Origin of the sequence: Prevotella sp. TCVGH, from assembly GCF_023522295.1 — a bacterium.
Taxonomy (GTDB): Bacteria; Bacteroidota; Bacteroidia; order Bacteroidales; family Bacteroidaceae; genus Prevotella; species Prevotella timonensis.
On the sequence record NZ_QFFX01000044.1, the window covers coordinates 1 to 24,679 of the forward strand.

Consider the following 24,679-nt stretch of genomic DNA (forward strand, 5'->3'; position numbering starts at 1 on the left):
TCACGCTAAGTGAATGATAATGAACAGTTAATAAATTACAAATATTTTCCAATTATTTGGAAAGCAACATAGAAGAGATATGAGCAAGGAAAGACGGATAATTGAAATTGAACCAGGTCGAATGGCTCCAGGTGGACGCATGACAGACCATATCGAGAGCCGGGGTCACAGCTGTCCCTACTGTCAAGGCAACGGATATCATTGGCAAGAGGACAAGTGGCAGGAACGCTATAAGAAGGAATGCCCGATATGTAAGGGCAGCGGCAGACTTGACGCCGTGATAACCGTCGAGTGGAAAGCAGAAGAATAGCAATGGAAAGAAATAAATACAGCAAGATAATCCTATCTGAGGCAGAACAGCAATGGATGCGCGATAACTTCTGTAAGACTAAAAACGCGGAAGTGGCAGAACACCTTGGCATCTCGCACAGAACAGTAGTGAGGATTGCACGGGATATGGGATTAGTGAAACATCCCGACTTTACAAAAGCTATGCAGCGAAATGCTTCCGAACACGCTGCCAGAGTGAACAGAGCCAACGGCGGCAATGCCGGAGCGAAGAACCTGTTGATTTACGGCAAGGCACACCGGTTCAAGAAAGGCGAACGGCAGAAGGATAAGATGTCGGCAGAAGCCTTTGAAGCTATGCACCGCCATATTGGCGAACAGCGCAAGAAAACCTTCAAGGCGGAGAAGCGCAGAGTGATATTCGGTCTTGAGCAAAAGACAAAGCTTCGGGTGGTGCAGGCACCGAAAGAGAAAATATGCCTCCGTAATGGTTTGCGAAAGAAAGGCTATGAGATAGCCCGTGCTTCCAATGAAGCGTTCATAACAGCGGCAACTCATCGTTCGGAAGTGATGGAGCGCAGGGCAATATCAATGGGAATAAGTTTTACATCAATTTAATATAAACGATTATGAGCAACTTTTTAGAAGAAATCAAAAGACGTATTCAAGTGTGGCACGAGAAGCGTGCGGAGCGTATTGAGGCGGAGCGGCAGGCTCAGCTCGATGTGGAGGCGCGCAATGCTGTGCAGGTAATGGAGTTTAACGGCGAGTTGTACGCCTGCGTGAACGGTATACCCCTGTTCGGTGTCAGCGACATCAACGGCACTTTACCAGAGTGTGTTGCCAAAGCCCGCCGGAATTATAAAGACTGGAAGGAGGAAAAGCTATGGGAACGGAACGGAATTACGCGCGTTTCTACTGTCTGTTGAAGAAGTTGCCTGGAGCAGACAAGGAGACGCTTGTATCGAGCTTCACGAACGGACGAACGCTGCACCTGCACGAGATGAGTGCGAAAGAATATGCCGCCATGTGTGCATCACTGGAGGAACATACCGGCTGGAGAGTGCAACTGAAGAAGAAACGCAGCCTGTGTTTGAAGCTCATGCAACAGGCTGGCATTGACACGACTGACTGGCAGCGCATCAACGATTTCTGCCGCCACCCACGGATAGCCGGAAAGGTGTTCGCCAAACTAACACTGGCAGACCTTGATTCGTTGCAGACAAAGCTGCGCGCCATCATGCGCAAGGGCGGCCTGAAACCGCACACGACACAGGAAGAGCAGAAAAGTATGACCTCATTTGTATATGTCCCTATGGGCAATATAGCGGAATGTTAATGAATATGACACCAAAACAATTTGTAAAGCGTGCGATGGAGCACATTCGTGAACTCGGCAAGGAGATGAGCAATGAAGAATACTGTGACTTTTTGGAGGATCTGTCTTATGAGCTCGAAACCGAACGTGAAGATGTGAGCTGGCAGGCATTGACCAGCGAAGGAAAATTTATTTAAGAACCTATTAAAAATATTGTTATGAGAACAAAAACAAGCAATTGGTTTGAAGTCAAACTGCGCTATGACAAAGTGCATGAGGATGGGTACGAAAAGAAAGTGACTGAGAGTTATGTGGTCGAAGCTCTTTCATTCGGAGAGGCAGAAAAGACAGCTATTGAATTCCTTGGCGGCTATGTGTCCGGAGAAATTCAGGTTGTAAACATCAACCCGATGAAATTTCGGGAAGTGTTCTTCAACGAGCAAGAGTCATGCGACCGATACTACAAGGCCATACTTCAGTTTATCACCATTGACGAGCAAACGGAAAGAGAAAAGCACACTCAAGTTTACTATCTGGTACAGGCTTCTTCTTTCGACAACTGCAAAGACTCTATCCGAACGATTATGGACGGCACCATGGTAGACTATCAGATTGCTTCAGTATCAGAAACCAAGGTTATTGATGTGATAGAACACGAGTTATCAACCCTATAAAAAGAAAAGACAATGGCAACAAGAAAAAAGAAAGTAATCATCACCGGTGTGAGCAGAGAAGCCGCCGATGAAGCGTTTGCAACCTACGCTAAAAGCGATGCACAGGTACAGAAAATCAATGCGGACATTGAGCTGCAGTGTGCGAAGGTGCGCGAGAAGTATGCCGACAAGTTGGCTACGCTGACTGCTGAAAGAGACAATGCGTTTGACACGCTCCAGTCGTTTGCCACGGAGAACCAAGCTGAGCTGTTTTCCAAGAAGAAGAGCCTTGACATGGCTCATGGCACGATCGGGTTTCGCACTGGGACACCGAAGTTGAAGACGCTGAAAGGCTTTACTTGGGCGAGTGCGCTGAACCTTGTGAAGAGTTTTCTGCCCAGCTATATCCGCCAGACGGAGGAGATTGCGAAGGACAAGCTGCTTGCCGATCGTGAGGTGGAGGTGCAGCTTGGCGGCGGTGACCCTGAGAACCGTGGCTATCGTCCCCTTCGTGAGCAGATGACGGCGTGTGGCATCCAGGTGGTTCAGGACGAGGCCTTCTATGTTGAACCTAAGAAGGAGGAGACGGCATGAAGCGCGAAGTGAGGCGACCTCCGCGGGTGTCGTTTTGCCGCAGGTGCGTGGGCACCGGCGTATGGCGACACCTTGGCCATGACGGCACGCTGTTGACGGAGCCCTGTCCTCAGTGTGAGGGTTCTGGCTGGGTGACGGTGAGTTCAGTAACTGAATATGATATTAGGCCTTACAAGCCAAAGAACATGTAATATATGCAGAAGCGACGCGGAGTAAGTTATCAGAAACGTGTAGAAGACATCAACAGGATATATGACCAGCATGCCAAAAGCGGAATTTCCAACCGTGAGATATGGCGACGATATATATATCCTGTGTATGCCATTACTGAACGTACCTTTTATAATATACTCAACGCGAGCGCGGAAAGTAAGAATAAGATAGCTGACGATACTCGTCAGCTATTGCTCTTTGATTTCACGGACAAACCGTGAAATTTGGCTGCGCTCGGCAGATGAAACAAGTTTCTCTGCGCTCGCTTGCACAAACATTTGACAACGACAATGGAAAATGATTTACAGAGAGTCATTACCCGGATTTTGAAGGACATCCGTGTCGATCTTACGGACGAGTTCGATAGGAATTTCGAGCGGCAGGGCTTTTTCTCACAGAAGTGGGCAAGACGGAAAAGTCCGATGCGCCCCGGTGGTTCCATATTGATTGACACGGGCGGTCTGCGGCGCAGCGTGCAGAGCCGAAGTACGGACAGCAGCATAACCTTCTACTCCTCCCATCCTGCAGCAGCCATTCACAACGAGGGCGGCGAAATTAAGGTAACGAGAAAGATGAAGGCTTATTTCTGGCACAGGTATTACGAGGCGACCGGATCGTTCGGCAGGAAGAAGAACGGGGAACGAAGACAGGACAAACGCACGGTGCAGCTTGGTACAGAGGCTGAGTTCTGGAAACTGCTTGCCCTGATGAAAATCGGCAGCAATATCAAGATTCCCAAGCGGCAGTTCCTCGGCACGACACCTGAAGTGGAGAAAACAATAACCGAAATCATAGAGGAAAATCTGACCGAGTATTTCAATCACGGATTGATTGTCGGCGGCACTCGGTCATCCAAGTAAACTTGATGACACTCGCTGGCACGACAATTCAACAATTTAGACATCAAGCAGAAATGAGAAAAGAATTATACAACGCTATCAAGGAGAAACTGACAACAGACGTGCCCGAAGTTGCGCACATCGACCTGTGGAACCACAACGTGGAATTCATCGAGCAGGAGGAGGGCTGGGAACGTCCAGCCGTGTTCGTGGAGATAGCCGCCATCAACTGCTCACCGTTCCAAGGCAGGGGACATCGTGGAAAAGGAGTGGTGCGCCTGCACATCGTTACAGACTGGACGGAAGGCGGGCAGGGCGCAGCTTGGGACCTAAGCAATAAAATCCATTCTACCCTCGAAGGGCTGAACGGTGAGCGTTTCAACGGCATGACACTCGTCGCAATAGACACCAACCACAACCACGAGGACATATTGGAGAGCATAGACAGCTACGAGGTGCGCTACCTGATGACGGAATAAACGCCCCGTGTCGCAACAAAGAAGCCCCGACGGACAATTTGCCGTCGGGGCTTTTTCGTGCGCACAGGTTGGAAATAAACGCAGTCAGACAGCCTCCTTCTTGAACAGCATCATGTCTGTGTACGAGGCGTTGTAGTTCATGTGCGCATTGAACTCAATCTTGGCGGCATTCTCAAACGGATTGCCGATGGACCGGTTAAGCCCCAGCCACTCGCACAGTTCGAGGATGGAGGACTTATTGGAGGTGAAATAGACAAAGGAATGACCGGTAAGGACATTCAGCACGTCCAGATAATCAGACATTTTCCAATACATATTGTAGGTGCCTACCTCCGTGGAAAGATAAGGAGGGTCCACGAGGAACACCACGCCCGGCGTGTCTTTGTATCGGTTGAAGAGTTCCTTGTAATCACAGGAGGTGATTTCAAGTCCGTCAAGATAATCGGAACAGAGGGGATAGTCATTCTTTCTGATACTGTTGTAAAGTACTTCCTTCCTCATTTCAGCCACGCTCAGACGGTATTTCATTGAGAACATAATCGACGAGGACAGCGTAATGAAATCAACATACCCGACCGCTCTCTCTTCCTGCTCGATACGGGCGAAGATACGCTCCCTCAACTCGCCGGTGATGGGCTTGTTGCGCGGCACTTTGTCCGCTACGATACTGCGCAGGTCGGCTATCAGCTTGTTGGTCTGTGGAATGTGCTGCAGTCGGCTGCGATAGTTGTCGAAGTCATTGTAAACCACTGTCGATTCAGGTTTTGTACGCTTGGCAATGTGCGAAAGCAGCCCGGACCCTCCGAACAAATCCACGAACACGGTGTCTGCAGGGAATTGCCCCAATATCTTTATAAACTCCCTGACGAACATTCTTTTCTGCCCAACGAAAGGCAACGGGGCTGACTTATACATACGGCTCATACGTTCAAGTCAAATTTGATGTCCTCATTCCCGGCAAGGAGCTGCTCCGTCCGGCTGATGTTGTTCTCGTAAATATGCACATTGCCTATGTTGAGCGTGATAGACTTCAGCGGCAACTCTATCTGCCTTGCCATAAGGTAAAGGTGATAAATGTCAGCAGGAAGTCCGAGGTTTGCATCGCTGCTTCGCTGATAGGCGGTAAGTACAAGTTCCCCCTGTTCAATTTGGAACTGTACGAGGCTAAGGCATGGTGCCTGATTACTTTCTGCGTCTGTTGAGCCAAGGAACAGGACATAGTTCTTGCTGCTGCGCTTTTCACGATTTATTTTCTCAATCAACGGTGGTAATTTCTCCAAATAGGTGGGATAACTGTTCACAAGAACCGGACCGCAGTAGTCCCACCAGTTGATACCTGCTTCTCTGTATTTTTCAACGTTTCGCTCTCCCTGCATAAAAAGCCTAAGTTCGTTTTTCAGTTTTTTTCTGGCAATTCCATGACTCTCGAATATATCGAGCAAATCGCTGGGAGTGAATGTCAGCTGTTCATTGAGCAGGTAGCGGATAGTCCCCTTCCTGTTGGTCTGCGCCTTTCCTGACACAAGAATCTTTTGTAGAATTTGGTAATACTTGTTCATATTTCGTCTTTTTGCTTGTTGGTACAAAGATAGCCATGCCCACATAGACGAAAGAACAATGCCTGTAAATCACACTGCAGATGGTGTGCAGTCGCTTTGGAAATACTTGATAAGCCCATACACCTTCCGTTCGCTCACGGCATACCTGTCAGAAAGCACAGCCACAATGTAGGATACCTTTTCGCCTTGTTTAAGTAATGTGGTATAGTCGCTGTATAAGTCTACAAACTCCTCATCTTCCAAACGAATACCTGCTATTCGCAGCCTTTTTATAAGTTCCCTGTTAAATTTCAAGACCTCTATTATCTTCATCTTCACAAATTTTTGTATCTTTGCAACATCTCACTTACATACGAACCAAAAAAACTCAGAGTGCGAACGAGGGTATTGGCCCCCGGTCGTGCGCTCTGAGCGTTTTGGTTAATATGTAGGTGAGATGACTATTAACAGGCCGGGGGCTTTTATATCCCTCCCCCGAAGGGACTCTCAACTATCCACTATACTTGAAATAGTTGCTGCCAAGCAGACGTATGCCCCAGTAATAGTATAGCGCAATCGTGGCACTCCCTAAAGCCTTTACTGGTGCAAAGCTGCATTTACCTATCTTGCGAAATCGATGTTTCTTTGCGAAATTTGATATTTTTCTTCATCATTGTTTGATGTTTGGGAGTTATTTATTATATTTGCACTGAAGAAGCAATGTAGGAGGCATTTCACACGTCGGCATCGTAAGATGTGCAGGTCGCCGGAATGACCATTTGCTTCTTTTTTTTTGTTTATATGAACTTCATCATATAGAGCAGTTCGCCATCAGTCTTTTTACACTTGAACTCTATGCGTTGCCCTTGGTATTCCACTTGGTACACACTGAACTGGAAATTATGATGTCTACCTTCTTCTGTTCTTACGAGGGTCGCTTGTGGCAACCACTTCTTAAACTCTGTAGCCGTCTTCAAGACATGGACCATGTTTGGATCACGAATAGACTTTGCTGCCGTTTCTGTGAAAAACACCTTTCCAACTCCAACAGTATGCCCGTCCTTTGTCTGCACGAAACTTCTTTTTGCAGGCTGATTGTTTATGACCGTAGGTGTAAGATTCTCGTCAGCCCATTTGACAGCCTTAGCTGTAGCTTGTCTAAATTCCTGCGGTGTCAATCTTTGGTTTTTCCTTGCCTGTTGCGATTGTCGAATTAAGCGGCATGCGGCACACAGTTCATTCTCGGGTATGAAGGCAAGCGTGGTCTTCCCCTTGGCGAGGTCACAGTCGTTACAGCGGCGGATGGTATAGGGGTTATAGTCAGGAACGGCTTTCTGCTCTTTTCCAGCATTGAAGCGGAATATCCCTTTTATATCGCTCTGCAGGGCTTCCTCGCCCCTTGCCATTGCCTCGTCTTGAGGAGTGAGGGGATATTTGGACTTGCGCACCTGCACGACCGTACATCGGCAGCCCCAGCCGTTGGGTGGATAGTAGGATTCCCAGAAGGGGTCGGACATAGGCAATGTAACACCATTTAGCGCAGCGTGTTCCGGGCGCACCTTGCTGTCGCCGGCAGTCCGGTACTGCAGGTTGTAGCGGTCCCCGTCCTCTGCGTACTGCTCCCATTTGGCAGCCATCTCGGCAGATGACTGGACGAAGTTATACTCGGCACGGAGATAATTCCTGTTGTATGTGGTGTCTATTGTTTTAACGTCATTCAAAAAGCGTTCAAACGGTTTTCGATTGCCGTTCTCATCGATGAGCGACGGGAATGCCTCATTCAGTTCATGGAAAGTCTTGAGCCCTGAGAAAATATAGTTGGAGCGTTCAAGCCTTCTGCGCATACCCTCGGACATCTTGACCGTTCTGAAGGAAGTGTCCAGAACGGAGGCGTGGGTTCCGATAAACTCCTGCGCCTGGTCAGATGCAAGGATATTGATGTCAAGCGTCGCCCCTTTCTGCTTGAAAAGTGCTGACATCATATCTTTGAAAGCCTTGGTAAGTTTTGCTTGGACTTTATCCTCGGTTTCCTTGTCGAGTGTCAGTGTGTGGTGGGCAGACTGTAGGATTTCCCTATACCGGCAGTGCAGCCCCACGTAGTCAGTGGGGCTCAATCGAAAAAAGGGTGTACATTTTTCTGCTGCTTTTTCTTATCGGACTCTTTTCCTTTTTGGTCGTCGTTATTTTGCGGCTGCACTTGAGAATCGGAACGAGTTTTATTTTTCTCGTTAGTACGGGAATTGTCGTCCGGGTCTTCCTGTGGCTCCATTACAGGCATATTGTTCCGACGCTCTCCCACGGGCATGGAATATTTCTCCGCGAAGTAAGCCGGGTCCACCTCGTAGCGGTCAGCCACCATCGTCTCGTATGCCACCTGCTGCTCCGGCGTGAAATCAACGGAGTAGTCCCAGTCGAAGCGGCAACCCTTGAGAGGGAATCCATGCGCCACCATGCGTGGCAAGAGCTGATTGTTGATGACATCCCTGAGCATGTCGGCATCCTCTTCCACAAGGTTTTGGAACACCTGCAAGTGGGTCTGGCTTTGCGAGAGGCTGCTTCCGTCCTCAATGGTCATGGTCTGTCCGATGATGAGCTTGGAGAGTTCTGAGTTAGCGCGATCCACGCGCTGGTTGTAGACATTGTAAGCATCGCCACGTGTGGATTCGATAAACTCCAGTTCGGTGTCCAGTGGCATGACGGCGGTCTGCGAGGCACCCGCCTCGATGAGCATGCGGTTCAACCGGTCTATCTCCTTGCTATCACGCGAGGCAGTCTTAGCTATGCGCATGGGCATGCCGAAAATTTCGCCGAAGGTGTCCCAGAAAGCGAGCATATTTTTCTTTGGGATAGTGTGCTGCGCAGCTTTTAAGAACAACCCGAGATTGTCTGGCTGTCCCGCCTCTATGAGCCAGCTGGAAAACGGCGGCTTGCGGTAATCAATTCCCGTGTTCCAGTTTTGCCCAAGGTCGCTCACGACACGCCCATATTCAGGAATAACATGCTTGCGCGGTATAAGCCGAACGCCACTGTAGCAGGAGCACCCGTCGCCGTCCTGCACCACCTCTCCGAGTTCAATGAGCGAATGCCCCCAATATACGGAGTCGAGCACCTGCGTGCACAGTTGCTTGAACCACGACTGGTCAAAGAAATGCAAGGCCTCTTTGTTTTCATTTTCTTTGGCGTCGACGATCTTGAAGGTTTTTGCCATGACAAAGCCCTGTCGTTGCCGCACGCATCCTGAAAGATGTGCGTCTACCTCCGCGTCCCGATAGATGTCGTACAGCCGTTGCCTGTTGGGATTCTGTATGTCAATCGCCAGCTGCCATGCCCTGCGCCAGTCAGCAATGTCTTTCCTGGTGAGTGCGTCGGTGGTCTGCTGTAGCGTCATCACGACATGTTTCATTCGTTTACGGTCATCTTCCTTGGCAAGATTGAAACTTCCGTAGGGGGTATGTATGACGTTCGTTTCCTGTCGTCTTCCAAGTGTGCTGAATATTCTCTTTATATCCATGATGGTTTCTTTCTATTTTTAGTTCACGAGTTAACAAGTTTACAAGTTCACGAGTTAATTCATAATTAAGAATTCATAATTCATACTTTTAGTTGAGAGTTGAGAGATGATGAGTCGTTAGTAAAATTATGAATTATGAATTATCATGAGTTTACCAGTTATTTCTTAAAGGTTTCTGTGAGTGAAAGACGACCCCGACACCTGACGGCTCCCCTGTCGCATCCACGCAGACGGGCAGGTCAGGCACTATCTTTCCCGCCTGTACGCCTTCCAGCCATTTCACGGCACGCTCGTAGCGTTCCTTCCGGATCTCACTGCCCATCTTCTGTGGCATAACCGAAACCATGTGATAGAGGGCTATGTCGCAGGTGTACATAACGATAAGCTTGTTGCGCTCGTCACCTTCTGCATCGAATACCGCCTTGCAGTCGTAAACCGGCCGTAGGTAGCTTGAAATTTCCTCCTGTGCTTCACTCTCCGCATTGGCACGGTTCTTGGCAGAGGTCTGCGATACGGTCTTCAGTGCTGCCTCACCAATAACTACCCTGTAGTCTTCATCTGTGATAAACATGAGTTTGTATTTTTTAGTTTACGAGTTTACGAGTTTACGAGTTAAAAGAGCCTCTCCCCCTTCCCCTCCCCAAAAGGGAGGGGAGTAGTTAGCTTGGCATGTTTTTATTTTTTTTTAGTTTACGAGTTTATGAGTTTCGTGTTTAGTGTTACCAATTATGAATTATGAATTATGAATTATGAATTGCTCACCATCCTACCATGAATTTTTGGCGGTCGGTCTTTTGCCGAACACCGGTTGAAAACTTTCCTGCCTTGCGTTGCGCTGCAGTATCCATATCGCCCCCTCATCTGCGTCAGGCGCATCGTCGTGTACACGGCTGCCACGTTCAAGGGCCAGTGTCTGCTCTATGCCTACCTGCATGTCCGGCGAATCCTTGAGCTTCTCATTATAGAAGACAAAGCCGCGTTCCCACAGCGGACTGACAGCCTCGATGCGCTGTATCTTCTCCGGCTTCTTCCGTTTGTCGGGCATAATCGGCAGGTGGTATCCACGCAGGTTGCCCTCCACGGCGAACTCGTCAAAAATGACGTCCTGCATGAAGTTTGCCTCCATAAAGAAGAGTATGGTCACTTTGTCCCTCGTCCGCTCGTAGAGGTCATAGAGCCACCGTACCATACCCCCGACCGTGTCCTGCCGTACATAGCAGTCGATGAGGTGCAGCTCATTCCCTATCTTGCCCCACAGCCGTGAAGCCTTGTAGTCGTTGGCTGTGGTCGATTTGAAAGACGGGTCGGTATAACACACGAGCATATCATACTTCCGTAGTGCCGGCATAGGCTTATACCTTATCCAGTCGGCACGGAAGATGGTGCCGTCCACGATGGGGTTGTGCATCATTTCCTTCTCCCACGCCCGATAGCCCACGAAGTCGCGGTACTCCTGTGCGTCTTCCTTGGTCCATTTCTCCTTCCATACCGGCTCCCCGTTCTTATCGACGGCCTGAACCTTCGAGACAAACACGCCCCTTGTGGCTGCAATGTTGGCCAAGACTGAGGTCTTTGAGATGAGGTTTCCCACCATGAGGAAACGTCCACGTCCCACGTCGAGTGCCCCGAAGAGTGCTTCTTTCACCCAGTCTGTGAGGTCATGCACGCGCTTCTCGTTACGACAAAGTTCGTCATCGTCAAGGTCATCGATGACGATATAGTCAGGCCGCGCCTCGCGTTCACGTAGCCCGCGTGGCGACTGTCCACGGCCAACAGCAAGAAACTTCACACCAGAGGAGGTCTTGAACTCGCCTGCAGTCCATAGTCCGAGGTTCTTCTGCTGGCCGAAGTCAGCGATGATGCGCTGATTATATTCCAGTTCTGCCTGAATGTCCCCAAGCAACCGGTTGGCGCTGTCCTGCGATTTGCCCACCACGACCATGAAATTGATGAGCCGCTTGGGCTGGAACATGAGCCACAGCGGCATGAAGATATCGAAGTGTGTGGACTTTGCATGTCCTCTGGGCCACATGAAGACAGCTTTCAGGTTCGGAGTGTTCTTTACCTTATTAGCTGCGGCGTTGTGGAACGGTGCATTGTGTACGGTGCGAACCACCTCTCCCGTTGTCTTGTCGCGCAGGGTGAGGAAATGCGGGAAATAATACTCACAAAAAGCGGCATAGTTGGCCAACAGCCTTTTCTTGCGTTTGTCCTTCTGCTCAGGTGTCTCATTGGCAAGAACAGCGGTATCAGTAATGGACTGAATGCGCTTGCAATGTTCTTTCCATTGATCAAATGCTTGTTTCTTTTCTAATGCTGTAGCCATACTTATTCTACTTTATACCCATCTGTTCGGTGAGATACATATCCTGAAATTTATTGATGGTTTTGATGAGTTCCGGCGTTACAGAGGGGTCGATGGTTGCGCGGTACTCCAGCCACTTGGAGAATGCCATAAAGACCTCTATCGCATCCACGACATTTGCCTTCTTGTCGAGCTTCTCGATGACGGAGGACAGTTTGGCGAGCTTGTCGCCCAGCCCTGCTATGAGCGAGGGGTCTTCCGACTCGTTCACCTCGGTTATCAACTTGTCTATGGTGAGCAGCAGTTTGTTCACCAGCTCGGGGCGCGTCACGTTCTTGGCCGCCCGCGCCTCTTTCCAACCATCCGCATTGCACCACTTGGATATGGTAACCCTTGACACCTCTACTTTCTCCGCTATCTCGTTCTGCTCCATTCCTGCAAGGTAGAGAGAGCGTGCCAGTGATTTTTTCTTTTCTGTTTCTGCTTTTGTCATAAATCGGTTTGTTGCTTTACCATGCAAAATTGCCTTATTTTATTGAGGTTGCAAAAAAAAGATGCAGTCACTTCATAGAAGCGTGTAGCGGTTTCATACTTTTTTGGCAATCAGCGATTTATCGCTTAATATTGCAGTCGAAAAAAGTAGATAGTAGACGAGTTGACAAGGAGACAAGTAGACGAGTAAATAGACTTGTTGCTTGAAAACTATCACCTCGTGAACTCGTAAACTCGTAAACTAATAAACTCATAAACTAACGCAAATGGGAAAACGAGTAAGAATATCCAATGACAGTCTGAACAGCTATGGGTTCAGAGTGCTGACGAGCGGCTTGGACGTGGCGCAGTACAACCGCAACCCCGTACTGCTCTATATGCACGAGCGCGGCAACGTGGTGGGTTATGTGAAAGACCTGAAGGTGGAGAACAATGAGGTAACCGGTGAACTGATGTTTGACTGTGCTTCTGAATTGAGCCAACGTTGCAAAAAACAGTTCGAGTTCGGAAGTCTAAGAATGGTGAGCGCCGGTCTGGAGATACTTGAGATGAGTGAGGACAAAGACCTGCTTGTACTCGGGCAGACACGTCCCACCATCACCAAAAGCAAGCTATTTGAGGTAAGCGTTGCTGATGTCGGTGCCAATGATGATGCCCTCGTGCTTCATAAAGACGGAAAAAGAATAACCCTCGGCAGGGACGTAGATTGCCCGCTGCCGCTTTTGAATAATATTAACAAACAAAAAACAGAAGAAATGGAAAACAAAACCATTGCCCTGAATTTGGGGCTGCCTGAAACGGCCACCGAGGCTGAAATCTCCGCCAAGATTGCCGAGTTGAATGCGGTCAAGGAACAGAACGCGTCTCTGCTTCAGGAAAAAGAGAAGCTCACCTTGGCGAGAATCAACAGCCTTGTCGAGCAAGCCATTGCCGACAAACGCATTGAGTTAAACAACAAAGACCAGTTTGTGGAGCTGGGCAAGAAGATTGGCGCGGAGGAACTGGAGAAGACCCTGAAGGCGATGCATCCTTCGGTGAAGCTGTCTTCCGTGATAGGACATCAGGGTGGCGCTCCTACAGGTGAACAGAAGTTCACAAAACTGAGTGATGTGCCAGCTGAGCAAATTGCCACGTTGCGATTGGAGAATCCCGAGGAATACAAACGCCTGTACAAGGCTGAGTATGGTATCGATTGCGAAATCTAAAAGTATAACCCTTTAAAAAAAATTGACAATGAACAGAATTTTAATGCTGCTCGGTACCCTGCTCTTCAATGCAGTGACGGGCGCGACCTTTGCATCGGTTCTTGGGCTTTCCCCCATGACAGGTGCTGTGGGAATGAATGTGGTGGCCGTGCTTGCCGGGACTATGCCCCAAGGCGTGTTGCGTGCCGGAGTATTTACAGAGATATGGACTGGCGAGCTGGTTAAGGCTTTGCGCAGCGGCCTTGAAGGCTCATGGCTCGACGGCGTGCCAGATCAGAGTTCCATCACCAACAACGACGTCATTCACCTCGTCGATGTTGGTGTGGACCCTGACGTGCTGGTGAATAACACCACCTATCCGATTCCCCTTCAGGCATTGGATGATAAGGATATTGCCGTGAAGCTCGATAAGTTCCAAACCAAGGTTACTCCTATCACGGACGACGAACTCTATGCGGTGAGCTACGACAAGATGGCACGGGTGAAGGAAAGTCACGGCAACGCCATCAACGATTCTAAATTCGCCAAGGCTGCCCATGCGCTCTGCGCTCAGAAGAACAGCGCCACCACGCCCGTGCTTACCACTACCGGAGAGCGCGACGCTGAGACGGGTCGCCTGCGCCTGACACCTCAAGACCTTGTGGCGATGAAGCGGGCGTTGGACAAGATGAAGGTGCCTGCGGACAACCGCCGCCTCGTTCTTTGTCCTGATCATGTGAACGACCTGCTGCTCGCCAGCCAGAACTTCCGTGAGCAGTACAACATCGACCGCGGAACCGGTAAGGTAGGCAAGCTCTACGGGTTCGACATCTTCGAGTATGCCAACACGCCGCTCTATACACAGGCTGGTGTCAAGAAAGCACTTGGCGCAAACGCCGAGAAGGGAGAGTTCCAGTGCTCGTTCGCCTTCTACACACCACGCGTGTTCAAGGCCACAGGCTCCACAAAGATGTATTACAGCGAGGCTTCGACCGATCCGGAATACCAGCGTAACAAAATCAACTTCCGCCATTACTTTATCTGTATGCCTAAAAAGAGCGACGCAGGCGTAGTGATGGCAAGCGGTTACAAGGAAAACGCATGATGAGCAAGCCCATGAAATATCTCGTCATCCACTGCACCGCCACGCCGGAGGGGCGCGAGGTGTCTGCGGCTGAGATACGCCGATGGCACACCGCGCCACCCCCGGCAGGCAGGGGGTGGAAACACGTGGGCTACACAGACCTCATTCATCTTGACGGCACCATCGAGCGGCTGGCGCCCAACAACGAAGACGACCGTGTAGACAACTGGGAGATTACCAATGGTGCGGCAGGGTACAACAGCGTGAGCCGGCACATCGTGTATGTGGGCGGATGCGACAGCCACATGCACCCTAAGGACACCCGCACGCTGGCACAGTGCGAGGCGCTCAAGCGATACGTCCTCGAGTTCCACAGCCGGTTCCCGCAGATACGCATCGTAGGACACCACGACCTCAACCCCGCTAAGCAATGCCCCTCGTTCGACGTGGGCCAGTGGATAGCCGAGATAGGCATACGGCAAACGTTCAATCAGCATTTATAACACAGAGCAATGGGAGACACGATATTTCAAATCCTGCAATGGGCAATCCCATCGGGCGGTATCGGCGCCGCCATTGCCTGGATTGCCAACCGACGCCTCAGAACCGTCGAGGAGAAAAAAAAGATAGAAGATACCTACAAGCAGATGTACGACATGGTGAGCCGTGAGCTCATCAGCTTGCAGCAGCAAAACGAAACTAACTATGACAAAATTGAGAATCTTCGCACCGATGGCGACAAGATGCGCCGGGCGCTCAACCGCCTCTCAAGGGCCATCGAGGCTATTCAGATATGCCCTCATCGCACTACTTGCCCTGTCAGCGTGGAGCTGTCGCTCGACCAAGACAGTGACACGCCAAAGCCTGCACGCGGAAAGCATCAGCCTGCAAAGGGACAGTCTCACGACGACGGTCACACAAACATGGCAGAAGCCGCTGAGGGTTCCCATGTCGACGGTAGGTCTCAAGCTGCCACTCGACAGCATCAGGCAGCTGCCACCAGGGGCGGCGTACACGGCAAGGGACAAACAGGCGGCTGTCAAGCTCCAAAGGAAACCGGCAAGGGGGAATGAGCCAGAGCAAATCATCATTGAGGCACAATGCGACTCTCTGGAGCTGGTAGCCGAAAGTTACTCGAAGAACATCATCACGCTGAAACGGCAACTCAATGAGGCGAACAGGTTGAACAGCGAGTTGAAGGAAACGGCAAGGGAGCGCGCCGCCCCCGGTCTGAAAATTATATTCATCGCCTTCATCGTCGGGGTGGCGACCGGCATAGTATTAACCCTGTTGATTGTCGGCTGCATTCGGCAAAACAAGAGAGCTTGATTGCGCTCATTTGCACGACAATTAACCAATTTAACAAGAAAGATATGGCAAAAAGTGTTTTAGACGGAACTGACCTCATCCTATCTATCGGTGGGAATGCACTCGGTTTCTCGACAGGCTGCAAGGTTTCTACCTCTGCCGAAACAGGAGAGCGTGTAACCAAGGAGGCTTCAGGCGGCAAATGGAAAGAGAGTTACATCAAGAGCTTCTCGGAGCAGATTACCGCCGATGGTGTGGTACTTACGGACGGAACAGCAGAAGTTCCAAGTTATGATCAACTGAAAGATGCTATGCTGAAGGGTGAGCCTGTTGATGGCGCATACAACCTCCGTGACGGTGACAAACGTACAGGAAAAGCCAGCGGAGGGTATAAAGGTAAGTATCTCATCACGTCATTGGACCTTGACGGTCAAGCTGGCGATGATGCGAAGTATTCCATCACCCTGCAGAACAGCGGTGCGGTAACGAAAGTCGACTCTGGGCTGTCAGGCGGAAATTCTGTATCACCTAGAGGATAAAAAGAAATTATTATGGACAACAAGAAACTTAACAAACTGAAGATAGCCGGCAAGGAATATCCCTGCCGTGTAACTATGGGAGCAATGGTGCGCTTCAAACATGAGGCAGGAAAGGACGTGAGTGAACTGAAGCAGAACGATATATCGGAACTGGTACTCTTCATCTTCTGCTGCGTAAAGAGTGCGTGCCATGCGGACAAAGTGGACTTCGACATGGACTTCGAGATGTTTGCCGACTCATTGGAGCCGGACAGTGTCAATTCCTTCTACGAGGAAATGGCTGCCTCACAAAAAAAAACGGAGAACCCGGTGCGAGGCAAGTAAGCATTGACGAATTGCTGGGATTGGCCTTGGGGTGCATCGGGATGAGCAGGGATGACTTTGAACGGTGTACCCCTTTTGAGTTTTACGAAGTATGGAACAGGTGGGGGCAACAGCATAGGGATAAGGAGCGTGCCGATTGGGAACGGACAAGGATGATGGGTATGTTTTTTATTCAGCCGTATGTGAAAGGTAAATTGACGGCTCATGACGTTCTCCCATTTCCATGGGACGAGGATGAGAATCTAACCAAGAAAGAAAAGATCAGTAAAGAAGAATTCATCAAGCGTTTTGAGGAAGCTAAACAACGCAATGGATTAAAGTAGCACTAACAAATGGCAAAGGCAGTAGAATTTCAAATCAAGATAAAAAGTGTCGATGGTAACGTTTTGAAAAACCTTACCGTAGAAGCCACAGGACTTGACGAGGCCTTGGATAAGGTGGGAGAAACGGCACGAAAAACAGGCTCACAGCTGAAAGAGATGGCAGCGAGGAGCATGATATTCGAAGGTGCGATGCGATCAATCGAAACTCTCCGTGATATGGTTGGAGGACTCGCCGCTCCATTCAACAGTTTTGAAACTGCCATGCGGAGTGCCAACACAATGGCAGGCAAGAGCGGAGAGGAATTCGACGCGCTTTCTGATAAGATTGTCGGCTTGAGCAAGAAAATACCATTGGCTCGTGAGGAACTTGCCAACGGATTATACCAAACAATATCCAACGGTGTTCCAGAGGACAACTGGATAGAATTCTTGGATCAATCAAGCAAGGCTGCTGTCGGCGGACTTGCCGATTTGGGACAGACCGTAACGGTAACATCAACCCTCATCAAAAACTATGGGTTGAATTGGGATAAAGCCGGGGCTATACAGGACAAAATACAGATGACCGCCAAAAACGGTGTTACGAGCTTTGAACAACTTGGTCAGGCACTGCCCCGTGTCAGTGGAAGCGCCTCCCAGCTGGGCGTGTCAATGGATGAGCTTATGGCGGTCTTCGCAACCACGACCGGCGTTACCGGTAATACGGCAGAGGTCTCTACCCAGCTGTCTGCCGTTCTGAACGCGCTCATTAAACCGTCCGCGGAGGCGACAAAGGCAGCGGAGGCTATGGGCATAGGCTTCAATGCTGCAAGCGTACAGGCTGCAGGAGGGCTTGAGAACTTCCTATTGGGGTTGGATGCAAGCATTCAGGAATATTCAGCCAAGACGGGGCAGCTTAGTGAAACTATCTATGGACAGCTGTTCGGCAGCGCGGAGGCATTGCGACTGCTCGGTTCCCTGACAGGTGAGCAAAAGGACAAGTTCTCGGAAAACATCGGAGCAATGGCCGACTCTGCTGGTACGATTGATGAAGCCTTCAATGAGATGGCAAGCACGGGAGACAGTGTCGGACAAATGCTTAAGAATCAAGTGCAGTCCATGCTTGACTGGGCGGGTTCCTTGGCAAGTACCTCTGCCCCCTATATGGAAATGATAGCCAACACGGGACTGGCGTTAATGAGTATGGCACAACTGAAAGGCGGTTTGGTGGCCGTTGTGTCTGGATTGAGGGCTGTCAAGATTGCCACTCTCGCACAGGCTGCAGCCTCAAAGATTGCCGTGCTTGCTTCCAATGCTTGGAAGATAGCACAGATAGCACTGAATTTCGTGCTGAGTGCCAATCCCATTGGCATAGTCATTATGGCGATAGCCGGACTGGTAGCCATATTGGTGGCAGCCTATAACAATAGTGAGACCTTCCGCAACATCTGCGACCAAGTATGGGCTGTGGTAAAAGACTTGGCTTCCGCTGTATGGGACTTCCTTGTGAAAGCCTTTGAAAAGGCAAGTGCTGTCATCAAGGAGGCTTGGGAATGGGTAAAGAAGTTCTTTGGCATAGATGACAGCGGTCCTGCAAAACAGACAGGAGGAATAGAAAAGCAGACCAAGGCGCTGAAAGAGAACACGAAGGCAAAGACCGAGAATGCACAGGCGGCACTCAAAGGGAACAAGAAGTTCAATTCTCCTGTCAAAAAAGACAAAGATAAAAAGAGGAACAAGGACCTGTATGACGGAAAGAAACTCATAGCCAACGCCACGAGTTACAAGGAGCTTGGCAACAACATCCAGTTTTATCAGAACAAACTCGAAACGACCAAGGGCTCCGAGACCAAGACTATCGCCCTCTATGCCCAGAAAATAGCCATGCTCCAAAAGCAGCAGGAAACCATCAGCCGTATTCAGGATATGGCTGCACGCCCTACGGAGCTGAAATCCCTTGAAGACATCAACAATGAGATAGCCTACCAGCAGACACTCCGGGAGCGTGCCACGAAATCAGACCTTGCCGGGATAGACAAGGAAATACAGCGTTTGAACGACCTTAAAACGGCATTTGAACGCAGTGCGCACATAGATGTAGGCATTGACAAGATAAAGACATACAAACAGCTGGAGGAAGAGATACAGTTCTACTCAGACTTGCTGAAGACCGCCACGGAAGAGGAACGTATCGAAATACAGAAGCAAATCAATGCTTTGAATGACCTGCGCAAAAAGTGGGACGATACACTGGACGAGCTGAAAAAGCCTGAAGATATTTCAAGGCTGGACAGCATAGAGGAGCTGGATACAGCTATCAGCTACTACCAGTCCAAACAGAAAAAGGCAAGTGCCTCGGAAATATCCGAGATAGAGCGTACCATTATGGCACTGGAGAAAAAGCGTGATGCCATGAAACAGCTGACACGTATCCCTGAACTGCAGGACGAGGTGGGCAAGCTCAATGGTATGAACGGCAGGGAACTTACGCTGGAACTTCAGGTAATGGGCTTGGATGGAGTGAAGAAGCGTATCAAGGAGCTGCAGGATATGCTCTCTGATGCGAAGAACCCAATGGACGAAAGCCAGCGCGCCGAAGTGAACAAACTGGTGGAGAGTTATGAGAACTACCAGAAGATCCTTAAAAAGAGTAATGTTACGGTAGAGAATTCGTGGAGTTCTCTCAAAGGCATAGGTGGCGGTATCTCTTCACTGACAGATGCTCTTGAGGGCAATCGAGGAGCTTGGGAAACCATTACCAGTGTGGTGGACGCAGCTATACAGATTTATCAGGGCATCAACAGCATCATTGCGATTGTGCAGGCACTCACTGGTGTTACGCAGGCAAATACCGCAGCCACAATGGCACAAGGCGTGGCCAAGACTACAGAGGCTACGATAGACACCACGGCTACAGGTATTGAGGTTACGAACAGCGCAGCTCGGACTGCCGCTACTCATGCGGAGACTACAGCCGATGTCGCAGGTGCAGCTGCCAAGACAATGAAGGCCCATGCGAGCATACCCTTCGTGGGCATAGCAGTGGGCGTGGGTATGGTGGCTTCATTGGTCGGCATGATGATGTCTCTTCCGAAATTTGCCAACGGAGGTCTGGTCTATGGACCGACACTCGCCCTTATGGGAGAATATGGCGGAGCAAGCTCCAACCCTGAAGTAATAGCGCCACTTGACAAACTAAAATCTCTGATAGGCGATACAGGCGGCGGTTTCAGCGGTAAGCTGGAGGCAAGGCTCCGTGGACGGGACATCGTGATAGCCCTTGCCAACGAGACGCGCATTAACAGGAAAAAGACGAATATAAAAATATAACAAATATGTACATACACGGACATTTCTACAACCAGCTCAACGAGCGCATAGAGGTGCATATCCTCACGAAAGGCAGCCATACGCCCAACATGGAGATAGGGGCGAAGGAGAGCGGCATCAGCTGGACCGACGACCCCGTGGACATCACGAGCCAGGTCAGCGACACCTTCGACGCACTGCTCTGTCAACAGGCGAGCGTGAGGCTGCTCACAAAAAATTTCGTGCCCGACTTCTTCTGCGCGTCATGCCGCGACGTGGTGGTCAACATCTATCGGGAGGGTGAATGTCTCTTCGCCGGATTCGTAGAGCCACAGACTTACTCGCAGGGATATAATGAGGAGCAAGACGAGATTGAGCTGAGCTGCATCGACATACTCACGGCGATGCGGTATGCCAAGTACCAGGACGTGGGAACGCTGGGGGTGGCATACGCTGGCATCAAGGCCACGGCAAAACAGCGCACGATGGCAGACATCATCATCCAAATGCTCAGAGACATCACCAAGGGGGTCGATGTCAAGGGACAGGGAAAGGAGGCATTATTATACGACGGAAGCCGCGCTGTCGACAGGCTCGAACAGGACAAATATTCGCTTTTCAGCCACCTTTCCGTCAATGAGCTGCTCTTTCTTGGCGATGACGAGGATGAGGTGTGGCAGCAGGACGAAGTGCTCGAGGAAACACTCAAATACCTCAATCTACACATCAGGCAAGAGGGCTTCACATTCTACATCTTCGCATGGGAAAGCGTAAAGAGCCAGCAGCCCATCAAGTGGCGTGACCTCGTCAGTGCACAAGAGGCGGTCACCACAAGGCAATGCGTGGACATCAGTAACAGCAACGTCGTCGGCGAAGACACTACCATCAGCGTTGGCGAGGTGTATAACCAGCTGCTGCTCACATGCAAGACCGAGAGCGTGGAGAACGTCATCGAGAGCCCGTTTGACAACAACACACTCGCAAGCCCCTACAACGCCAAGCAAAAATATATGACCGAGTACAGTTGCGATGGAGAGGGAAACTCCTCCATCGACGCTTTTGACGCCATCACGCATGGAAGAACGACTGATTATGACGGAGCCTACATCACAGATTGGTTCGTCCGCGTCATGGAGAACCAGCAGTGGAGGTTCCCAGTCAACGGTACGGGAAGCATCATGCAGCAGTACAGTCAAAGTGGGCGCAACCAGCAGGCGTTGCCCAACGCATTGAGAAACAATGACGCAGCAGCCATCATCGCTTTTGGAAAGGTCGAACAGCCATGCGCGGTAAAAGACAACGCACCCATTTCAAAAGTGCAAATGACCAACTACCTGGTGGTGAGTGTCAACGGAAACGGTATCGACAACAACCCAGCGAAAGTGTTTCCAAACGAGCAAAGTCTCAAGGCATCCATTCCAAGGGCAGTATACGAGGGAAGTGCGTCGGGAGGGGTATTCTCACCAAGCGATGACAAGACAACCAACTACATCGTTATCAGCGGAAACGTCATTCTCAATCCCCTCATGCCGCTCACCGACAATTTCAAGGCCATCAACACCTACCAACCCAGCGAAGCGTACACAGGAACAGGAATCAGACAGTGGTGGCACCACACGGTGCCGGCAAAAAACGACAGGAACAAGTATTACACCCAACAGTGGTGGAAAGCCGACACGCCCGCCCAAGAGCCTATGTGGGACAGGGATACCACGCTCGGACTGGTACCCTTCACGGGGTCAGCGCCAGAGCAAATCGAGTTCAACTACAGTGCAATTGGGGACGGAACAGACAGAATTTCAAAAGTAGCGGTGCTGGCTTGCATGCTCATCATCGGAGACATGTGCGTGGTTGAGGAGGGGGACGGGGGCAGTCCCGATAACTTCAAATGGAGAGAATACAAAACCAGGGAGCAGTGCTCCAGCGACGACGAGTATTACCAGCAGTGCTTCACCATTGGCTTCGATCCAAAAGTAGGAGACAAGCTCATCGGAAGAAAATTTGACATACAAAACAATATCAGCTACAAAATGGGGATTGACGTCGAGGGAACCGCCATTCCCATCAGACAATCCGATAAGGTAAGTGGACAGGTGAAGTTCATGATCCTCGGACCGGTAAACGCCACGTGGGAGAACATCACAAGGAGGCACCCCACCTTCTTCAGGCATACCAAGTGGACCAGCAACACCATTTCACTGCTGGCGAACGTCAGCAGCATTCTCATCGAGGATTTTCAGGTGAAGGTGTACAGCGACAATGGGATGATCGAAAGACCGGGCGACAGCGACATCGTCTACATGAGCGACGACAAGCAGCAGTTTGTTAACAGGAAGGATGACATCGAATTCAAAATCAACTCGGCACTCACCTCGGAGGAATGCAGGCAGCTGGGCGTGGCACAGGGGGTATGCATGAGCACGCCGCTCAACTTGCTCACTGGCGACGGGGTGGTCAATATCTACGACCACACAACGGGGAGACAGGCAAAGCCGGAGCAGCTATATGTAGACAGCTATTACAACGAGTACCACCAGCCGAGAATTCTCATGACGCAAAAGCTCACCGACAAGAAGGCGCAACGCGTCAGCACGTTCAACCATTACAGGCATCCAGCAATGGGAAAGAACTTTTTCGTACAAGGCATCACAAGGAACCTTGAATCGGGAGAAGCTGAAATGTCGTTAAAGGAGATTGAACCATGATAGACGTAAAGATTATCAAAAAACCGAAAAACAAGGCTACAACGCCAACGGTCAGGACACCAGGAGCAGCCTATGGAGACAAGTCCGTCAAGGAGGCGGTGCACGCCACTAAAGCCGATATGGCGAAAATGGCGGAAAAGGCAAGCCTCGCCGAACAGGCTGAGCATGCCAGGAAGGCGGACGAAGCAACAAGGGCGGATGAGGTGAGCTTGGAATCAAAAACACTGGCGCACTTCCTACGAAACGACATACCTAACACGGCAGCAGAGGTCATCACCTTCCTCAAGGGAGTCGTGGCAAAGGCGGTGAGCTACTTCAAAGGAATCATCAATGAAGGCGACATCACCAACAAGGGAAACATCACCAATGAAGGTGATATAACCAATAGCGGAAACATGTCAAACAGTGGAGATATATTCAACGCTGGAAACATCAATACAAAGAACCTCACAGTGACAGGGAAGGCGACATTCTTTGAGCTGGAAATACTCAAAGCGAAGGCGGCGGGCGGGATCATCATACAGAGTGTAGCAACGTTCAAGGTAGATGATTGCGAGGAAACGGCAGATGGCTATGCGTGCTATCAACGAGCAGAGCAAGACGGCGTGAAGCTTGTGCAGATGTGTGAAGTGAATGACCAGATGATGTGTTACGGTGGGTTCAACGTAGGGGTTGGTACGAATCACAATGTCAGCAATCACTTTTATTGGCGATTAGTGACGGAGGCTCCAACAACGTCTGTCAGGCGAAACATTGACGGTGAAGAGGTAGAATGCCTGAAGATTGTGCTAAGCAGGACGGATTGCGCCGAGGGCAGCGATGTGCCACTGGTAGGTGATGAAACGGCACAGATAGGAAATAGAACCAACACAGACAGGCAGAGCGTGATCGTGAATAGTGCTTACAAGAGTATTGACGTCGGACTGGTTGCTCCATACTGGGCAAAGTATGTCGGTGTGAACAACTATGACTTAAGCAAGCATCGGGAGACGTACTTTGCACGGAATGACAATCAGATTGTGGGCAACTTGAGGGCAAAGAGTTCAACGGGAGAGTTGAAGCCCGTACCGGTACTGCTCGGTGAATGGAAAAGCGGAAAGGAATACGGCTACTATGACAGCGTAACACATGACGGTAGGCAATGGTTGTGCATCGTAGAGCCTGGTAAGAGAACTACAGAAGTGCCGGGCAAGGGTGATGCCTGGATGCTATTGGTGGACAAAGGCAGCAAAGGAGACAAAGGGGATAACGGGGAGAGTAGTTATACAGTAAACATTTTCACCGATACGCCCAACGGCAATATCATTCGTAATGGGCAAGGCTCGGTTTGGCTTTTTGCCGTGGTGTATTATGGCACGAAAGAAATTACGGAAACGCTGAAAGATTGGCAGTTCTCGTGGGTCATCCATAGCGGTAATCCCGAGTTTGACACGATTTGGAACAAACGGCACCAGCAGTGCGGAAGCAGAATAGAACTGAGTGCGCAGGAGGTGAACAACATGGCACAAGTGGAGTGCTTGATTAGTAGACAAGTTGACGAGTAGACAAGTAAATAGACTTTTTGCTTATAGTCTATCACCTCGTAAACTTAAAAACTCGTAAACTTAAAAACTCATAAACTTCTATGTTGCTTTCCAAATAATTGGAAAATATTTGTAATTTATTAACTGTTCATTATCATTCACTTAGCGTGA

29 protein-coding genes are annotated in these 24,679 nt (G+C 50.0%); 20 read left to right on the top strand and 9 right to left on the bottom strand.

The window, feature by feature from the left end; all coding sequences use genetic code 11:
* Positions 1 to 79: 79 nt before the first annotated feature.
* From DEM91_RS08780 to DEM91_RS08825, 10 genes are all read left to right on the top strand, one after another.
* Positions 80 to 310: a hypothetical protein gene (locus DEM91_RS08780; protein ID WP_249858653.1), complete on the top strand. Its 231-nt coding sequence runs from the start codon at positions 80 to 82 to the stop codon at positions 308 to 310.
* Positions 311 to 312: 2 nt separating this feature from the next.
* Positions 313 to 906, top strand: coding sequence for an RpiR family transcriptional regulator (locus DEM91_RS08785; RefSeq protein ID WP_249858654.1), 594 nt, complete (start codon positions 313 to 315; stop codon positions 904 to 906).
* 11 nt (positions 907 to 917) lie between these two features.
* Positions 918 to 1,217, top strand: coding sequence for a hypothetical protein (locus tag DEM91_RS08790; RefSeq protein WP_249858655.1), 300 nt, complete (start codon positions 918 to 920; stop codon positions 1,215 to 1,217).
* Entirely contained in the window at positions 1,175 to 1,627 is a 453-nt protein-coding gene (locus DEM91_RS08795; RefSeq protein WP_249858656.1) for a hypothetical protein, read from the top strand. Before DEM91_RS08790 ends, DEM91_RS08795 begins: the two co-directional genes overlap by 43 nt.
* The gene (locus tag DEM91_RS08800; RefSeq protein WP_249858657.1) at positions 1,627 to 1,803 is read left to right on the top strand and encodes a hypothetical protein; all 177 of its coding nucleotides are present in this window, start codon (positions 1,627 to 1,629) and stop codon (positions 1,801 to 1,803) included. Before DEM91_RS08795 ends, DEM91_RS08800 begins: the two co-directional genes overlap by 1 nt.
* 21 nt (positions 1,804 to 1,824) lie before the next feature.
* Entirely contained in the window at positions 1,825 to 2,280 is a 456-nt protein-coding gene (locus DEM91_RS08805; protein WP_249858658.1) for a DUF4494 domain-containing protein, read from the top strand.
* A 12-nt stretch (positions 2,281 to 2,292) separates the two neighbouring features.
* Positions 2,293 to 2,853: a host-nuclease inhibitor Gam family protein gene (locus DEM91_RS08810; RefSeq protein ID WP_249858659.1), complete on the top strand. Its 561-nt coding sequence runs from the start codon at positions 2,293 to 2,295 to the stop codon at positions 2,851 to 2,853.
* Positions 2,854 to 3,047: 194 nt separating this feature from the next.
* Positions 3,048 to 3,287 (top strand): hypothetical protein, encoded by a 240-nt coding sequence (locus DEM91_RS08815; protein ID WP_249858660.1) that lies wholly within the window; start codon positions 3,048 to 3,050, stop codon positions 3,285 to 3,287.
* A gap of 69 nt (positions 3,288 to 3,356) precedes the next feature.
* Positions 3,357 to 3,926: a phage virion morphogenesis protein gene (locus DEM91_RS08820; RefSeq protein ID WP_249858661.1), complete on the top strand. Its 570-nt coding sequence runs from the start codon at positions 3,357 to 3,359 to the stop codon at positions 3,924 to 3,926.
* A gap of 53 nt (positions 3,927 to 3,979) precedes the next feature.
* Positions 3,980 to 4,384 (top strand): hypothetical protein, encoded by a 405-nt coding sequence (locus DEM91_RS08825; RefSeq protein WP_249858662.1) that lies wholly within the window; start codon positions 3,980 to 3,982, stop codon positions 4,382 to 4,384.
* Positions 4,385 to 4,468: 84 nt separating this feature from the next.
* Here DEM91_RS08825 and DEM91_RS08830 read toward each other — a convergent pair whose 3' ends face one another.
* From DEM91_RS08830 to DEM91_RS08865, 8 genes are all read right to left on the bottom strand, one after another.
* Positions 4,469 to 5,308: a DNA adenine methylase gene (locus DEM91_RS08830; protein ID WP_249858663.1), complete on the bottom strand. Its 840-nt coding sequence runs from the start codon at positions 5,306 to 5,308 to the stop codon at positions 4,469 to 4,471.
* Positions 5,305 to 5,943 (bottom strand): thymidylate synthase, encoded by a 639-nt coding sequence (locus DEM91_RS08835; protein WP_249858664.1) that lies wholly within the window; start codon positions 5,941 to 5,943, stop codon positions 5,305 to 5,307. Before DEM91_RS08835 ends, DEM91_RS08830 begins: the two co-directional genes overlap by 4 nt.
* 69 nt (positions 5,944 to 6,012) lie before the next feature.
* The gene (locus DEM91_RS08840; protein WP_249858665.1) at positions 6,013 to 6,255 is read right to left on the bottom strand and encodes a hypothetical protein; all 243 of its coding nucleotides are present in this window, start codon (positions 6,253 to 6,255) and stop codon (positions 6,013 to 6,015) included.
* Between the two features lie 464 nt (positions 6,256 to 6,719).
* Complete coding sequence (locus tag DEM91_RS08845; protein WP_249858678.1) at positions 6,720 to 7,904, bottom strand: phage minor head protein; 1,185 nt, start codon at positions 7,902 to 7,904, stop codon at positions 6,720 to 6,722.
* Between the two features lie 128 nt (positions 7,905 to 8,032).
* Positions 8,033 to 9,433 carry a DUF935 family protein gene (locus DEM91_RS08850; protein ID WP_249858666.1) on the bottom strand — a complete coding sequence of 467 codons (1,401 nt, stop codon included), beginning with the start codon at positions 9,431 to 9,433 and terminating at the stop codon, positions 8,033 to 8,035.
* A gap of 151 nt (positions 9,434 to 9,584) precedes the next feature.
* Positions 9,585 to 10,004, bottom strand: a complete 420-nt coding sequence (locus tag DEM91_RS08855; protein WP_249858667.1) for a phage protein Gp36 family protein — start codon at positions 10,002 to 10,004, stop codon at positions 9,585 to 9,587.
* A 195-nt stretch (positions 10,005 to 10,199) separates the two neighbouring features.
* Positions 10,200 to 11,759 (bottom strand): hypothetical protein, encoded by a 1,560-nt coding sequence (locus tag DEM91_RS08860; protein ID WP_249858668.1) that lies wholly within the window; start codon positions 11,757 to 11,759, stop codon positions 10,200 to 10,202.
* A gap of 7 nt (positions 11,760 to 11,766) precedes the next feature.
* The gene (locus DEM91_RS08865) at positions 11,767 to 12,231 is read right to left on the bottom strand and encodes a DUF1804 family protein (RefSeq protein WP_249858680.1); all 465 of its coding nucleotides are present in this window, start codon (positions 12,229 to 12,231) and stop codon (positions 11,767 to 11,769) included.
* A 265-nt stretch (positions 12,232 to 12,496) separates the two neighbouring features.
* Between DEM91_RS08865 and DEM91_RS08870 the strand changes: the two genes are divergently transcribed.
* From DEM91_RS08870 to DEM91_RS08885, 4 genes are read left to right on the top strand one after another with little or no spacing between them, the layout of a single operon-like run.
* The gene (locus DEM91_RS08870) at positions 12,497 to 13,435 is read left to right on the top strand and encodes an HK97 family phage prohead protease (RefSeq protein ID WP_249858669.1); all 939 of its coding nucleotides are present in this window, start codon (positions 12,497 to 12,499) and stop codon (positions 13,433 to 13,435) included.
* A gap of 43 nt (positions 13,436 to 13,478) precedes the next feature.
* Complete coding sequence (locus DEM91_RS08875; protein ID WP_249858681.1) at positions 13,479 to 14,519, top strand: hypothetical protein; 1,041 nt, start codon at positions 13,479 to 13,481, stop codon at positions 14,517 to 14,519.
* The gene (locus tag DEM91_RS08880; protein ID WP_249858682.1) at positions 14,519 to 15,001 is read left to right on the top strand and encodes an N-acetylmuramoyl-L-alanine amidase; all 483 of its coding nucleotides are present in this window, start codon (positions 14,519 to 14,521) and stop codon (positions 14,999 to 15,001) included. Before DEM91_RS08875 ends, DEM91_RS08880 begins: the two co-directional genes overlap by 1 nt.
* Before the next feature lie 9 nt (positions 15,002 to 15,010).
* Positions 15,011 to 15,571 carry a hypothetical protein gene (locus DEM91_RS08885; protein ID WP_249858670.1) on the top strand — a complete coding sequence of 187 codons (561 nt, stop codon included), beginning with the start codon at positions 15,011 to 15,013 and terminating at the stop codon, positions 15,569 to 15,571.
* Between the two features lie 57 nt (positions 15,572 to 15,628).
* On the opposite strand, the gene DEM91_RS08890 is transcribed toward DEM91_RS08885, so the two are convergent.
* A complete protein-coding gene (locus DEM91_RS08890) occupies positions 15,629 to 15,775 on the bottom strand; it encodes a hypothetical protein (RefSeq protein ID WP_249858671.1) in 147 nt (48 codons plus the stop codon).
* A gap of 96 nt (positions 15,776 to 15,871) precedes the next feature.
* Here DEM91_RS08890 and DEM91_RS08895 point away from each other — a divergent pair, with 96 nt between their 5' ends.
* The 6 genes from DEM91_RS08895 to DEM91_RS08920 are packed head-to-tail and all read left to right on the top strand — an operon-like array spanning position 15,872 to position 24,529.
* On the top strand, positions 15,872 to 16,345 hold the full coding sequence (locus tag DEM91_RS08895; protein WP_249858672.1) for a phage tail tube protein: 474 nt from the start codon (positions 15,872 to 15,874) through the stop codon (positions 16,343 to 16,345).
* A gap of 12 nt (positions 16,346 to 16,357) precedes the next feature.
* Entirely contained in the window at positions 16,358 to 16,669 is a 312-nt protein-coding gene (locus tag DEM91_RS08900) for a hypothetical protein (protein ID WP_249858673.1), read from the top strand.
* 11 nt (positions 16,670 to 16,680) lie between these two features.
* Entirely contained in the window at positions 16,681 to 16,992 is a 312-nt protein-coding gene (locus DEM91_RS08905) for a hypothetical protein (protein WP_249858674.1), read from the top strand.
* A gap of 9 nt (positions 16,993 to 17,001) precedes the next feature.
* The gene (locus tag DEM91_RS08910) at positions 17,002 to 20,301 is read left to right on the top strand and encodes a phage tail tape measure protein (RefSeq protein WP_249858675.1); all 3,300 of its coding nucleotides are present in this window, start codon (positions 17,002 to 17,004) and stop codon (positions 20,299 to 20,301) included.
* A 5-nt stretch (positions 20,302 to 20,306) separates the two neighbouring features.
* On the top strand, positions 20,307 to 22,985 hold the full coding sequence (locus tag DEM91_RS08915; RefSeq protein ID WP_249858676.1) for a hypothetical protein: 2,679 nt from the start codon (positions 20,307 to 20,309) through the stop codon (positions 22,983 to 22,985).
* Entirely contained in the window at positions 22,982 to 24,529 is a 1,548-nt protein-coding gene (locus DEM91_RS08920; protein WP_249858677.1) for a hypothetical protein, read from the top strand. The genes DEM91_RS08915 and DEM91_RS08920 overlap by 4 nt, the downstream gene beginning before the upstream one ends.
* Positions 24,530 to 24,679 lie beyond the last annotated feature (150 nt).